This is a genomic window from Thalassolituus marinus (assembly GCF_020320395.1).
Taxonomy (GTDB): Bacteria; Pseudomonadota; Gammaproteobacteria; order Pseudomonadales; family Oceanobacteraceae; genus Venatoribacter; species Venatoribacter marinus.
Genome location: NZ_JAEDAH010000042.1, coordinates 44845 through 57863, shown reverse-complemented (window position 1 = coordinate 57863; position 13019 = coordinate 44845). Strand labels below are relative to the sequence as shown.

14 protein-coding genes and 1 tRNA gene are annotated in these 13019 nt (G+C 53.7%); 3 read left to right on the top strand and 12 right to left on the bottom strand.

The window, feature by feature from the left end; all coding sequences use genetic code 11:
* Positions 1–27 precede the first annotated feature (27 nt).
* On the bottom strand, positions 28–1377 hold the full coding sequence (miaB, locus tag I9W95_RS08320) for a tRNA (N6-isopentenyl adenosine(37)-C2)-methylthiotransferase MiaB (protein WP_225673771.1): 1350 nt from the start codon (positions 1375–1377) through the stop codon (positions 28–30).
* A gap of 148 nt (positions 1378–1525) precedes the next feature.
* Here miaB and I9W95_RS08315 point away from each other — a divergent pair, with 148 nt between their 5' ends.
* Positions 1526–1879: a DUF1820 family protein gene (locus tag I9W95_RS08315; protein ID WP_225673769.1), complete on the top strand. Its 354-nt coding sequence runs from the start codon at positions 1526–1528 to the stop codon at positions 1877–1879.
* A 55-nt stretch (positions 1880–1934) separates the two neighbouring features.
* Here the strand turns inward: I9W95_RS08315 and I9W95_RS08310 are convergent, their stop codons facing one another.
* Positions 1935–2882, bottom strand: coding sequence for a hypothetical protein (locus tag I9W95_RS08310; protein WP_225673767.1), 948 nt, complete (start codon positions 2880–2882; stop codon positions 1935–1937).
* A 237-nt stretch (positions 2883–3119) separates the two neighbouring features.
* On the opposite strand from I9W95_RS08310, the gene I9W95_RS08305 reads away from it, so the two are divergent.
* On the top strand, positions 3120–3716 hold the full coding sequence (locus I9W95_RS08305; RefSeq protein WP_225673765.1) for a hypothetical protein: 597 nt from the start codon (positions 3120–3122) through the stop codon (positions 3714–3716).
* Between the two features lie 17 nt (positions 3717–3733).
* Here the strand turns inward: I9W95_RS08305 and I9W95_RS08300 are convergent, their stop codons facing one another.
* From I9W95_RS08300 to I9W95_RS08255, 10 genes are all read right to left on the bottom strand, one after another.
* The gene (locus I9W95_RS08300; protein ID WP_225673763.1) at positions 3734–3889 is read right to left on the bottom strand and encodes a hypothetical protein; all 156 of its coding nucleotides are present in this window, start codon (positions 3887–3889) and stop codon (positions 3734–3736) included.
* Positions 3890–3949: 60 nt separating this feature from the next.
* Positions 3950–4513, bottom strand: coding sequence for a TetR/AcrR family transcriptional regulator (locus I9W95_RS08295; protein ID WP_225673761.1), 564 nt, complete (start codon positions 4511–4513; stop codon positions 3950–3952).
* 150 nt (positions 4514–4663) lie between these two features.
* Entirely contained in the window at positions 4664–5755 is a 1092-nt protein-coding gene (ychF, locus tag I9W95_RS08290) for a redox-regulated ATPase YchF (RefSeq protein WP_225673759.1), read from the bottom strand.
* Between the two features lie 83 nt (positions 5756–5838).
* Positions 5839–6426 (bottom strand): aminoacyl-tRNA hydrolase, encoded by a 588-nt coding sequence (gene pth, locus I9W95_RS08285; protein WP_225673757.1) that lies wholly within the window; start codon positions 6424–6426, stop codon positions 5839–5841.
* A 78-nt stretch (positions 6427–6504) separates the two neighbouring features.
* Positions 6505–7134 (bottom strand): 50S ribosomal protein L25/general stress protein Ctc, encoded by a 630-nt coding sequence (locus I9W95_RS08280; protein ID WP_225673755.1) that lies wholly within the window; start codon positions 7132–7134, stop codon positions 6505–6507.
* Positions 7135–7231: 97 nt separating this feature from the next.
* A complete protein-coding gene (locus tag I9W95_RS08275) occupies positions 7232–8173 on the bottom strand; it encodes a ribose-phosphate pyrophosphokinase (protein WP_225673753.1) in 942 nt (313 codons plus the stop codon).
* A 53-nt stretch (positions 8174–8226) separates the two neighbouring features.
* Positions 8227–8301 (bottom strand) — tRNA-Gln (locus tag I9W95_RS08270).
* A gap of 7 nt (positions 8302–8308) precedes the next feature.
* Positions 8309–9178 carry a 4-(cytidine 5'-diphospho)-2-C-methyl-D-erythritol kinase gene (gene ispE / locus I9W95_RS08265; protein ID WP_225673751.1) on the bottom strand — a complete coding sequence of 290 codons (870 nt, stop codon included), beginning with the start codon at positions 9176–9178 and terminating at the stop codon, positions 8309–8311.
* Positions 9171–9761: a lipoprotein insertase outer membrane protein LolB gene (gene lolB, locus I9W95_RS08260; protein ID WP_225673749.1), complete on the bottom strand. Its 591-nt coding sequence runs from the start codon at positions 9759–9761 to the stop codon at positions 9171–9173. The genes ispE and lolB overlap by 8 nt, the downstream gene beginning before the upstream one ends.
* Positions 9758–11569, bottom strand: coding sequence for a tetratricopeptide repeat protein (locus tag I9W95_RS08255; RefSeq protein ID WP_225673747.1), 1812 nt, complete (start codon positions 11567–11569; stop codon positions 9758–9760). The genes lolB and I9W95_RS08255 overlap by 4 nt, the downstream gene beginning before the upstream one ends.
* A 163-nt stretch (positions 11570–11732) precedes the next feature.
* Here I9W95_RS08255 and hemA point away from each other — a divergent pair, with 163 nt between their 5' ends.
* Complete coding sequence (hemA, locus tag I9W95_RS08250; RefSeq protein WP_225673744.1) at positions 11733–13019, top strand: glutamyl-tRNA reductase; 1287 nt, start codon at positions 11733–11735, stop codon at positions 13017–13019.

Genomic DNA, 13019 nt, shown 5'->3' with positions numbered 1-13019 from the left:
TCTCCATCAGAGGCTGAAGCCTCTGTCTTAATATGCTAATTCCGGGTTCAGCAGCAGGCCACGCAGGCTGTTCGGGTAGGCATCTTCAATGCGTACCTTAACGAACTTGCCGATCAGGCTGTGATCGTCTGCCTTAAAGTTAACCACCCGGTTGTTCTCGGTGCGGCCCTGCAGTTCGCCCGGGTCTTTACGCGATACACCGGTAACCAGAATGGTTTCTTCACGGCCCACCATGCGACGGCTGATCTGCTGCGCCTGCTGAACAATGCGGTCCTGCAGAATCTTAAGGCGCTGCTTCTTCAGTTCTTCCGGCGTATCGTCTTCCAGATTGGCGGCGGGCGTACCAGGACGGGCGCTGTAAACAAAGCTGAATGACACGTCGAAACCGATACGGTTAATCAGGTTCATGGTGTCTTCGAAGTCCTCGGCAGTTTCACCCGGGAAGCCAACGATAAAATCTGACGAGATCGAAATATCCGGACGCAGGGCGCGGATGCGGTCGATCTTATCAATGTACATATCAATCTCATGGCCACGCTTCATCGCTGCCAGAATGCGGTTGGAACCGCTCTGAACCGGCAGGTGCAGATGGCTGACCAGCTCCGGCACTTCGGCATACACGTTGATCAGGCTATCGCTGAATTCCAGTGGATGCGAGGTGGTAAAGCGGATACGGTCAATACCATCTATATCGGCCACAAGCGTAATCAGTTCAGCCAGATCAGCAATATCACCGTCCGCGGTGGCACCGCGATAAGCGTTTACGTTCTGACCGAGCAGGTTAACTTCACGTACGCCTTGTTTGGCCAGTACTTCAACTTCTTTCAGCACGTCCGCCAGTGGGCGACTGACTTCTTCGCCACGGGTATACGGTACTACGCAGAAGGTACAGTACTTGGAGCATCCTTCCATGATGGATACAAAGGCGCTGCAGCCATCGGATTTTGGCGCCGGCAGGTGGTCAAACTTCTCGATTTCCGGGAAGGTGACATCCACCACCTGAATGGCGTTGGCGGATTTGTCCACCATATCCGGCAGGCGGTGCAGTGTTTGCGGGCCGAACACCATATCAACGAACGGTGCGCGTTTGATGATGGCGTCGCCTTCCTGGGAGGCAACGCAGCCACCTACACCGATTTTGAGATCCGGATTTTTGCTTTTCAGGGTTTTCCAGCGTCCCAGCTCATGGAACACCTTCTCCTGAGCCTTCTCGCGAATCGAGCAGGTGTTCAGCAGGATAACATCGGCTTCTTCCGGGTTATCAGTCAGCTCCATCTTATGACTTTCACCCAGCATGTCAGCCATACGAGATGAATCGTATTCGTTCATCTGGCAACCGTGGGTTTTGATGTAGAGTTTTTTCACCTGGTCAGTCATGACGGAGCTACCGGCCTCTCAGCATATTCAAAAGGGGCGGCATTATACTTCGTCTGCTTACTTAATCGCCAGCCTGAGGCCAGACTGCGTGGTATAATCTGCGGGTTGTCGCCCGGCAACGCCGATCAACCTTTCCGGTAACACTTCTATGAGCAGTAAAGATAAACAGGAACCCATCTATCGTATCGTCTACCAGCAGCAGGGCGAAGTATGCGAAATCTATGCGCGATACCTGTATCAGAGCGACCTTTACGGCTTTATCGAGCTGGAACAGCTGATCTTCGGAGATAAGTCAGCACTGGTGGTCGATCCCGGAGAGGAAAAACTGAAAAGTACCTTTGCCGGTGTTAAGCGTACGTTTATTCCCCTGCATGCGGTTATTCGCATCGATGAAGTGGAAAACGTTGGTCCGGCTAAGGTGTCGGAGCTTGGCGAACCTGAGCTGCAGTCGAATATCACTCACTTCCCAAGGTCGTTTCTGCCACCGCGGGACGAGGAGTAATAAAAAAGCCGGCGGCTCCCTGACGGAGGCACCGGCTTTTTGTTTATACCGCGACTTACTGTTTACGCATCAGTGCTTCAATCGCTTTGGAATACTCCGCTGCCTGCTGATCCAGTGGCATATGGCGGATATCTTCGTGCTTCAGCGCCACGCTGATACGGTACAGCCAGCGTTCCATACCCAGTGAGATAGCCTCAGCACTGCCTTTGTCGGCATCCAGTATCTTGTTGGTCAGGTCGGTAATCACTTCCGCGTGCTGTGCAGCCTTGGTTGCCGCCACAGTCGCCTTGGCGATGGCACCCTTGGCGCGTGGCGTTTTGCTGATCAGATCCTGCGCCTGCAGCAGAGCTTTCTGCGCGGTATCCCAGCTCATTGGCGCAACGGATGCACCGCCTTTATTTTTGATGCGCTCCAGATGATCCTTCACGGCTTTCAGCTGGATGTATTCAATGGTGTTTACCTCAACCTGATGCATTTTTGCCAGCAGCTGCTTCTGCGCGACTTCCGCTTTTACCGTCTGGCGGTCTTCCATCAGATCAATGATAGCAACCAGGTCTTCTTCAGTTGCTGCATAATCCCCCGGGAAGTACTGGTCGGCCTTGATGTCCTTGAGCACCTGACGGTGATCGAGGGTTGGCTTCATCTGTTTGAGGATGGCTTTCTTGGTATCAAGGCCGGCCTCGAGTGTTTTCTGGGAGGTCATGGCGACGGTTTTCACTACGCCATCCGGCTCACCGCCAGTCAGCATCTCCTGAGCTTCCAGCAGTTGTTCCTGTGCCAGTTTCAGGTGCTTGGGTGCGAAGTAGGCCAGGTTTTCACTGCGACCCAGTTCGATCTTGGACTGAGCGTGCTGGATGGTACGTGCAGCGGATTCATCAGCCATGGCTGCAGAGCGTTTTGCATCCTGCTCGATGGCATCCATGTTAACGATTTTCTGTGAGCATCCGGCCATCAGCAGCAGGCTGCAGCCGGTCAGCAGGGTGTTCCTGAACAGCGGACTCATGGTATTCCCTCAATGTTTTTATGATGTTTGTTATTGCGTCCGATGGTACCACCAAAAAAAGTCATTATTGAATTTTTTAGGATGGAACCTTTGTCGCCTGTGCGCCATCTTAAAGGGTATGTGCGCTTGTAACCGTCATACAGCCCTGCTATATACCAAAGGACAGACCAGAAATGAGGAGGACCTCAGGCTCGTTTTGCTGGCTCCATTTATCTTGGTGAATAGGGAGTAATACCTATGAATGCAGAGATGCAACCTCTGTTCTGGCGCATATGTGATCAGGACAGCAGTGGATTTGAAGTCGTTAGTCTGTTTATGCCTGCGGGCGTAGCAGGCGAAGAACCCGCCGAGTTCCCAACCGAAGTGAGTTTCCGTTCCAACCGGAAAACAACCCATCCTGTTGACCTGCGTTGGTCTGAGGACGATTCCGATCTGTTTATGAGTCTGCTCGACCGTCTGGTGGAAGCCAGCGAAGACGAAAGTCTGGAGGTCGACATCGGTGACAGTGTAATCCAGGGCATTGTGCAGCTGGTTGCGCTGGCGCGCTTCAAAGTGCCGTGGCTTACGGACGAGCTGACCGGTGATGATTTCATTACCGAGCGTGAAGAGATTGAAGTGGGTGACCTGGTCGCGCTGAATACCCGTTATGGTTTCGCACTGGCGATCATCGTTGGTCTGGATTCAATTGATGCGACCTGTGTCATGCTGGACGCACTGATGGAAGATGATCAGTTGATGGTGCCTGATCACAGTCTGCTAGTGATTAACCGCCACTATGTGTTACCTGCGTCGTTTGCAGATACCGACACCGGTGAAGACGCGGTCTTCCACTGATGGGGTAAAGCGCACACTCACAATGAGCGGTGCGCTTCTCCATTCTTCACGCGCTTACGCTTGAGCGTAATTTCAGTCAGCACATCGAAGTAGGAGATGCGCTTGGCTGGCTTGTGTGCCGCGTGTGTTTCCTTGGCTGGTAGTGCACTTGCGGTACTGAGTGATGTTGCCATGGGTAACCTGCCTTTAGTTTGAGTGAATGTTCATTCAGTTGTAGTGACATAAAAACCGGGTCAGGCTTTTACGGCATCCCAGCACATGGTCAGTAAGTCTTGCTCTGACACAGGTTCCGGAAACATATCCGGCATCATGTGCTGTTTCTTTGAAATCATCATCAGGCTGCCGAACGTCATCGTTTTCAGAATCTCGTTGGGCATGTTTTTTATAAGTAACTGCGCTTTGCCATCATCCATCAGCTTGTTACCGGCGTGAATCACCTTGTCCATTGCCTGATCGCGTAGCTCCTGACTGATAGCAGGGCAGGCAGACAATTGCTCAATCAGCGTCTGATTGCGCGGTGTTTCGTGCATAAAACGGTAGAAATTTCCCCAGAAGGTGAAAAAGCGCTGTTTTATGCAGGATGATTCGTCATAACCCTGCAGGCAGGATTCGGCCATATCGTTACTGAGTTCAGTGAACAGAGCGAGTACCAGGTCTTCCTTGGTCTCGAAATAACGATAAATAGTCCCCGCACCACAGCCCGCATGCTTGGCAATCATCGACATGGGGCAGTTCTGCAGCCCCTGACCGGCAATCAGGTCGGAGGTTGCTTCAAGAATATTACGACGTTTATCCATCAAACTGTTCTGAATGTGACTGAACGTTCATTCTGCTCCTGATCAGTATTTCGATCAACCCTGCTTTGTTTCACTGGTGGATCAGTTTGTTGTGCTCAATCTGCGGGCATAAAAAAAGCGCCCGGTGGGCGCTTTCTCTGTGGTACTGGCTTACACGTTGAAGCGGAAGTGAATAACGTCACCATCCTTAACGATGTATTCCTTACCTTCCAGACGCCACTTACCGGCTTCTTTGGCTCCGGCTTCACCTTTGTACTGGGTGAAATCGGCATAGCTGATCACTTCTGCACGGATAAAGCCGCGTTCGAAGTCGGTGTGGATGGCTGCCGCTGCGCGTGGGGCTGTTGCTCCCACTTTGATGGTCCAGGCGCGAACTTCCTTCACACCTGCGGTGAAGTAGGTCTGCAGGCCCAGCAGTTCATAACCGGCGCGGATCACACGATCCAGACCAGGTTCTTCCATGCCCATCATCTCCAGGAATTCCATTTTCTCTTCGTCTTCAAGTTCGGAGATCTCAGCTTCGATCTTGTTGCACACAGCAACGACTACGGCACCTTCTGATTCGGCAATGCCTTTCACGATATCGAGGAACGGGTTGTCCTCAAAGCCATCTTCCGCCACGTTAGCGATGTACATGGTTGGCTTGGTGGTCAGCAGGTGGAAACGACGTGCGGTGACTTTTTCGTCATCGGACATGTCCAGCATGCGAGCAGTTTTGCCTTCCTCAAAGTGAGGAATCAGGCGCTCAAGCAGTGCTTTCTGAGCAATGGATTCTTTGTCGCCACCTTTCGCGGTACGGGTTACACGCTGCAGCTGCTTCTCGCATGACTCAAGGTCGGCCAGAATCAGTTCGGTGTTGATGATGTCGACGTCTTCCGCCGGGTTCACGCGGTTGGCAACGTGGATAACGTTGTCATCTTCAAAACAGCGCACAACGTGGGCGATAGCGTCGGTTTCACGGATGTTGGCGAGGAACTGGTTGCCCAGACCTTCACCTTTGGAGGCGCCGGCAACCAGACCTGCGATATCGACAAACTCCATGGTGGTCGGCACAACACGTTCCGGCTTAACAATTTCTGCCAGAGCATCCAGACGCGGGTCTGGCATGGCTACGGTTCCGGCGTTCGGTTCAATAGTACAGAACGGGAAGTTTTCTGCCGCGATACCGTTTTTGGTCAGTGCGTTAAACAGAGTGGATTTACCTACGTTGGGCAGGCCAACGATACCGCATTTAAAGCCCATAGCTTGTCCTGTAATTCTGGTCGTAAAATTCTGGCGGGTAGTTTACCCGAAATCTGCCGGCCTCTGAATGCCGCCAGTATGTTTCAGCCTTTGAACGAGTGCAGGCGATTCATTGCTTTGGCCATGTCGCCACTAACCGCATCCGCTAAAACACGTAATGCTTCATCAATGCTGCTGTCGATGGCTGTTTGCTCGTTACTGCTCGGTTTGCCGAGTACGTGGCCGGTAACCTTGCTTTTGTCGCCGGGATGGCCGATGCCCACGCGCAAGCGGTGGAAATTGTTGTTGTTGCCAAGCTTGCTGATGATATCGCGCAGACCATTCTGGCCGCCGTGGCCGCCACCGAATTTGAATCTGGCCTGGCCAGCCGGCAGGTCCAGCTCGTCGTGTACCACCAGAATCTGTTCAGGTTTGATCTTGTAGAAGTTCGCCAGCGCCTGAACGGCCTGACCACTGAGATTCATAAAGGTTGTCGGAATCAGCAGCCAGCATTCATTGCCGCTGATGCGAGCACGCCCCGCGTAACCATGAAACTTCTTCTCTGGCGAAAGACGAACACCTTCGCTGCGCGCCAGGCGTTCTACCAGCCAGGCGCCGGCATTGTGGCGGGTGTTTTCGTATTCGGCTCCGGGGTTGCCCAGGCCAACAATTAACTGAATCGCGTCACTCATAAGCCCGACTCTCATGCGTGAATAAAAACCAATAAAAAAGCGGGGACCAGCCCCGCTTTTTCATACAATCAGCAGAAATTACTCTGCTGATTCTTCTGCTTCTTCAGCTGCACCGCCCTTAGGAGCGTTTACAGTTACAACAGCAGTGTCGTGCTCAGGACCGTGAGACAGTGCCAGAGACTCAACGCCTTTAGGCAGTTTCAGGTCTGACAGGTGGATCACAGTGCCAACTTCAACAGCGGCCAGATCGATTTCGATGAATTCTGGCAGGTCGCCTGCAGAGCAGATGATGTCCAGGCTGGTCAGCTGGTGAGTAATTTTACCACCGCCCAGTTTCACGCCTACACATGCTTCTTCGTTCAGGAAGTGCAGTGGAACGTGTGCTTTGATCTTGGTGGACTTGCTTACGCGCAGGAAGTCAGCGTGCCAGATCATTGGCTTGGCTGGGTGACGCTGCAGATCTTTCAGGACTACTTGCTCTTCTTTACCAGCAACGTTCAGAGTGATGATGCTGCTGTAGAAAGCTTCGTTTTCCAGAGCTTTTTTCAGCTCGTTAGATTTCAGCGTGATTGCAGTAGGTTTACGGTCGTTACCGCCAGCTTTACCGCCATAAACGATAGCTGGAACGCCGTTTTCGCGACGCAGGCGGCGGCTCGCACCTTTCCCTGCATCTTCGCGAAGTTCTGCAGACAGAGTGAATTCTGACATGGTATTTCCTCTTGGGTTTTTACATAAAAACCGCCTGAACTTGCGACCAGTTCAGGCGGCCAAAAAAATCGTGAATCTTTTAACAGCGGGTTCGTGCTTAGCGGAACATCGCGCTGATGGATTCTTCGTTGTTTACACGACGTACGGCTTCAGCCAGCAGACCAGCAATGGTCAGTTGGCGGATACGACCGATAGACTTCGCGGCTTCAGACAGTGGGATAGTGTCAGTCACTACCAGCTCGTCCAGCTCTGCGTTGGCCAGTCGCTCAACAGCGGGCCCGGATAGTACAGGATGTGTACAGTAGGCGACAACCTTTTTCGCACCGAACTCTTTCAGCGCTTTGGCTGCGTGGCACAGTGTGCCAGCGGTATCGACCATGTCATCCACCAGTACACAGGTACGGTCTTTAACATCACCGATGATATTCATCACTTCAGACACGTTGGCTTTCGGACGACGCTTGTCGATGATGGCCAGGTCTACGTTCAGCTGCTTGGCGATTGCACGGGCACGCACCACACCGCCGATATCCGGAGATACAACGATCAGGTCGTCATACGCCTGACGCTCAAGATCGTCCAGCAGGATAGGGGAGCCGTAAACGTTATCAACAGGAACATCGAAGAAGCCCTGGATCTGGTCAGCGTGCAGGTCAACGGTCAGAACGCGGTCAATGCCTGCGCCGGACATCATGTCTGCCACTGCGCGAGCGCTGATCGGCACACGAGCGGAACGTGGACGACGGTCCTGACGGGCATAGCCAAAGTAAGGGACAACTGCGGTAATACGGCTTGCAGAAGCGCGACGCAGGCCATCAGCCAGCAGCAGGACTTCCATCAGGTTGTCGTTGGTCGGCTGACAGGTTGGCTGAATGATAAATACATCTTTACCACGAACGTTTTCATTAATCTCGATCGTGATTTCTCCATCACTGAACTTGCCGACTACGGCATCGCCCAGAGGAATATCCAGTCGTTCAACAACGAGTTTAGCCAGCTCAGGGTTAGCATTGCCGGTAAATACCATCAGCTTAGACACGGCGATTGTCCTCTCGGTACTTTGTATATATCAATGATGAAGAATAGAAGAATTGGCTGAGGTGGCAGGACTCGAACCTGCGAATGACGGGATCAAAACCCGTTGCCTTACCACTTGGCGACACCCCAGCAACTTTTAAGACGGTCTGAATAATACCTTATGTGTCGGTGAGAGGTTAACTCCCCTGGCCACAAAAGCCTGATATTCAGCCGATAACTGCTCAGAAACACTGATGGCTTCTGTCTCAGAATTGAAGCTTGAAAATATACATGCTCCAGTTCCGGTCATCTTAGCAGAGGAAAATTTATTTAGCAAATTCAATGCGTTACCAATTTCTGGGTAAAGCATTGTGACAACTTGCTGGCAGTCATTTCTGCCCCCTTGCCTCAACGCGGTGCGAATATTAATGGGGTCCGTATCACGCGTCAACCCCTCATGTGAAAAAATTTTTCCTGTATTAACATGGACTTGCGGGCACACCACAACAAACCACGGTTCTGCCAGTTCCGACACAGGGGTCAGGATCTCGCCGACCCCTTCGGCAAAGGCTGCTTCGCCGCGCACAAACACCGGAACATCAGCCCCCAATGCCAGTCCCATGCTCGCCAGTTCATCCAGCGATAAGCCCAGATCCCATAGTTTGTTCAGTGCCAGCAGAGTCGTGGCGGCATCTGAACTGCCACCGCCAAGACCACCGCCCATAGGCAGAACTTTATCCAGGCGGATATCGGCGCCGCAGGGGTTATCACTGCGCTGCTGCAGCATGCGTGCGGCACGAATAATCAGGTTGTCTTCGAATTCCACGCCGTCCACCGCCGGTGACAGCGTCAGCTGGTTATCGTTACGACGACGGAAATGCAGTTCATCGCCGTAATCCAGAAACTGAAACAGGGTTTGCAGGTTGTGGTAGCCATCGGCCCGACGGCCGGTAATGTGTAGCATGAGGTTCAGCTTGGCAGGCGCAGGTGCGCTCAGCCAGTCCTGTGCAGACGGCAGGTCAGCCATTCAGGGTCCACTCTTTAATCGAGAATACAAATCGGAAGTCGTAGCCGCTTATTTTAATCAGCCCCGGTAGCCAGTAGCCATTATGTTGCTGATAACGGGAGTAGCGGATATCCCAGCCGTGCTGTTGCAGGCGTGACAATAAGCCATGTTCATCAAACTCAGCGGCTGGTTTTCCTGCCGGGCTCGGCTGGCCTTTAACCCAGTAACGGATGTCACTGACCGGAAAGTTCCAGCCCATATACTGCAGCATCAGTGCTTCTGGTGAGCGTGCTGTACGAGCTTTGTCCCAGCCGGGCAGAGTCAGCTCCGCTTGTTTATGGTTACCGCTCAGGCGAGAGGCACCGGCACCAAAAGGGCCGGAGATAAACAGGTCGTAGTGGCGTTTTTCCTGTTCCCAGGTCAGATAGCCAGTCATGCTGTCATCCGGCGTGACCACCGACAGTTTGCCGCGTACCTGCCAGTTATCAAGGTCGCTCAACTGGTTCTGCAGGCTGTGCTGACCACCAGAGGGTGTGAGGCTGGCGCAGCCACCCAACAGCAGCAGGGCTGCCAGTAGCAGCCCCTGTATGAGGTTCGTCTTCATTCTGCCGCCTGAAGGGCAGGCAGATCTGCCGTGTCGATGTTCAGACGTTGCAGGGTTTCATCAATAATGTGGCTGTCTGGGCGTTGCTCCAGCCCTTCCGACCATACCTGCAGGGCTTGCTCTCGTTCGCCGGTTATCCACAGTAACTCGCCGAGATGAGCCGCGATTTCATGGTCTTTCATCATGCCAAAGGCCTTTTCCAGCAGAGGGCGAGCGCGTTTGACATCACCCATGCGGAAATAGATCCAGCCCAGGCTGTCGATAACGGCCGGGTTCTCCGGGCTGAGTTCCAGTGCGCGTTCGATCAGTGGCAGTGCTTCCGACCAGCGGTCGGTGCGGTCGGCCAGTGTGTATCCGAGGGCGTTCAGCGCCTCGGCATGGTTTGGACGCAGGCGGATAACTTCACGCAGGTCAGTTTCCAGCATGGCGAGATTATCCATACGCTCGGCCAGCATGGCGCGGGTGTACAGCAGATCAATGTCCTGCGGATTGTCCAGCAGGCTCATGTTAATCAGCGTCATGGCCTCCTGATTCATATCGGAGCTGGTCAGTAACTCAACCTCTACCCGGGTCAGAGTGCTGGCGTACTGCGGATAATGTTCACGCAACTCGGCCAGATACTCGCGCGCAGCTTCCAGGCTACGGTGTTCGTGGATAAGTGCTGCTGCCTTCATCTGTGACGGCAACAGCTCGCGGCCGCTGTCGACCAGGCTGTAGTGCTGAATGGCTTCATCGTACTCGCCATCCTCCTCACACAGGCGGCCCAGATAAAAATGGGCCTCATTGACGTGTGATTCGGTGGCCAGTAACTGATAGAAGTGCTCGCGTGCATCTTCGCGCTGGCCGAGCTCTTCTTCCAGCAGTGCCAGTGATAACAGAATGGCACCGTCGTCGCTGAAATCCTTGTGCAGCTGGCGGAAGGCTTCAAGGGCACCTTCCATATCACGTTTTTCCAGCAACACGCGGGCGCGAAGCACCAGACTGCCTTTGTGATCCGGATGGTCGTCAATCAGATCGTCGAGCCAGTCGATGGCGTCGTCGTAGCGTTTCATCACCGACAGCAGTCGGCCTTTCTGCAGGCCGGCACTGAGATAGTCGGGATTAAGGCGCAGCGACTGATTAATAAAGTGCAGTGACTCTTCGTAGTCGCCAAGGTGCTGAGCCATGATGGCGCGTGCATACCAGATAGAAAATGAGTCTGGCTGCTGATCGCTGATGGTGGCCAGCAGACCTGCCAGTTCTTCCTGTTGCGGGCGCGGCAGGTGACCGGCGTTGGCGGCGAGGTAGTCGTACTGGCTGATGCCTGCCAGTTCCTGCAGTGCTTCAAGGTGGGTCAGGGCCTCTGAGAATTTCCCCTGTTCCATATAGATCTGGGCAGCAGCCTGATGAGCCGCAGGATTCAGCGGATCTTCCTGCAGCCAGATATCAGCCGCTTCCTGTGCATGCAGGTGGCTGCCAACATACTGTGCGATACGGGTAGCGCGCTCGGCAATGGATGGATCGCGGGTGCTGCGCGCCTGATCCATATAGTTGTAAAGCGAAATATCGAAGCGCTGGCGCTGGCCGGCCATTTCGGCAACCAGCAGGGAATACAGGGTGTTGGCCGGAATTGGCCTGTAAGCCGGCGTATCCGGCGTGGTTTTCACCGTTTCGCTGTCGCTGCCAGTGATCGCCGTGTCTGCTACCGCAGCCTCGGGTTGCTGGCTGGCGGACAGTGCCGAGCAGCCGGAAAGCGTGGTAATTGCCAGAGGTAACAGCAATAACGGAGTGCGGACTACCTGTCCCAGTCTGTGCAGTGAAAAAGCCATAACACCGATTAAACCTTAAAAACTGACTGTTATTTAGAGTTAGATGCGGATTTAAGTCAAAGATTTCAGCGGCAAAGACGCGGTCAGATGTTTATAATCCCGCCTTTTGCTGGCCAGCTCGTGGCTTGCCGGCGTCTTTTCGAGCGGAGTTGCAGTTAACGGCATGGGTATCTGGACCATAGGAATCAACCACAAAACAGCCCCGGTGGCTGTTCGTGAACGGGTTTCATTCGATCCTGCCACAATGCCGTCTGTGTTAGGCCAGCTGCAGTCACTCGATCCGGTGGCAGAGGTCGTTATCCTTTCCACCTGCAACCGCACCGAAATATACGGCTCATCCGATCAGATCAGCGAAGAGGTGGTGGTCGAATGGCTGGCTAATCATCACGGCATTGAACGTCGAGAACTTGATCCGACTCTGTATTGCCTGAGTGATGACAAAGCTGTGCAGCACACCATGCGTGTGGCCAGCGGTCTTGATTCACTGGTATTGGGCGAGCCGCAGATTCTGGGGCAGATGAAATCAGCCTACGCTGTGGCCCAGGAAGCGGGTACCGTCGGCTCTGAGCTGGGACGTCTGTTCCGCCAGACATTCTCCATCGCCAAGCGCGTGCGCACCGATACTGCCATTGGCGAAAACCCGGTGTCCGTGGCCTTCGCCGCGGTACGTATGGCGCAACATATCTTTGCCGACATGGCTAACAGCTCGGCGCTGCTGATTGGTGCTGGCGAAACCATCGAACTGGTGGCGCGCCATCTGTATCAGGCTGGTGTGCGGCAGATCACTGTGGCGAACCGTACTCTGGCCCGTGCTCAGCACCTGGCAGAAGAATTCCACGCCGAAGCGGTATTGCTGGAAGATATTCCAACGGTGCTGCCACGCGCCGATATCGTTATTTCCTCCACCGCCAGCCCGCTGCCGATTCTGGGTAAGGGCATGGTCGAGAAGGCGCTGAAAAAACGTCGTCATCAGCCGATGTTTATGGTGGATATCGCCGTTCCGCGCGATATCGAAGAAGAGGTCGGCAAACTGTCTGACGTCTATCTGTACACCGTCGATGACCTGCGCAGCATCATCGAGGAAAACGTGCGCTCACGCGAAGATGCCGCACGTCAGGCAGAAGAACTGATTCTGTCCGGTGTCGATCACTTCATGCGTGAACTGAAAGCACTGGATGCCGTAAATACCGTTACCGATTTACGTGCCAAAGTGGATGCGTTGCGCGAAGAGCAACTTGAGAAAGCCCTGAAACAGTTACAGAACGGTGCCGATGCCGAGAAAGTACTGCGTCAGTTTGCCCATACCTTTGGCAACAAGGTGCTGCATGCGCCGATGGCAGCCCTGCGTAGGGCAGGCTCTGAGGGACGTTTGGAAACCCTCGACTGGACCCGTGAACTGTTTGATTTAAATACACCTTCTGCATCTTCCAGCGCAGACGACTCTGAATAA

Excerpts from the sequence above, each read along its gene's own strand:
- miaB (WP_225673771.1), bottom strand. The coding sequence starts at position 1,377 with ATGACTGACCAGGTGAAAAAACTCTACATCAAAACCCACGGTTGCCAG.
- I9W95_RS08315 (WP_225673769.1), top strand. The coding sequence starts at position 1,526 with ATGAGCAGTAAAGATAAACAGGAACCCATCTATCGTATCGTCTACCAG.
- I9W95_RS08310 (WP_225673767.1), bottom strand. The coding sequence starts at position 2,882 with ATGAGTCCGCTGTTCAGGAACACCCTGCTGACCGGCTGCAGCCTGCTG.
- I9W95_RS08305 (WP_225673765.1), top strand. The coding sequence starts at position 3,120 with ATGAATGCAGAGATGCAACCTCTGTTCTGGCGCATATGTGATCAGGAC.
- I9W95_RS08300 (WP_225673763.1), bottom strand. The coding sequence starts at position 3,889 with ATGGCAACATCACTCAGTACCGCAAGTGCACTACCAGCCAAGGAAACA.
- I9W95_RS08295 (WP_225673761.1), bottom strand. The coding sequence starts at position 4,513 with ATGGATAAACGTCGTAATATTCTTGAAGCAACCTCCGACCTGATTGCC.
- ychF (WP_225673759.1), bottom strand. The coding sequence starts at position 5,755 with ATGGGCTTTAAATGCGGTATCGTTGGCCTGCCCAACGTAGGTAAATCC.
- pth (WP_225673757.1), bottom strand. The coding sequence starts at position 6,426 with ATGAGTGACGCGATTCAGTTAATTGTTGGCCTGGGCAACCCCGGAGCC.
- I9W95_RS08280 (WP_225673755.1), bottom strand. The coding sequence starts at position 7,134 with ATGTCAGAATTCACTCTGTCTGCAGAACTTCGCGAAGATGCAGGGAAA.
- ispE (WP_225673751.1), bottom strand. The coding sequence starts at position 9,178 with ATGGCTGACCTGCCGTCTGCACAGGACTGGCTGAGCGCACCTGCGCCT.
- lolB (WP_225673749.1), bottom strand. The coding sequence starts at position 9,761 with ATGAAGACGAACCTCATACAGGGGCTGCTACTGGCAGCCCTGCTGCTG.
- I9W95_RS08255 (WP_225673747.1), bottom strand. The coding sequence starts at position 11,569 with ATGGCTTTTTCACTGCACAGACTGGGACAGGTAGTCCGCACTCCGTTA.
- hemA (WP_225673744.1), top strand. The coding sequence starts at position 11,733 with ATGGGTATCTGGACCATAGGAATCAACCACAAAACAGCCCCGGTGGCT.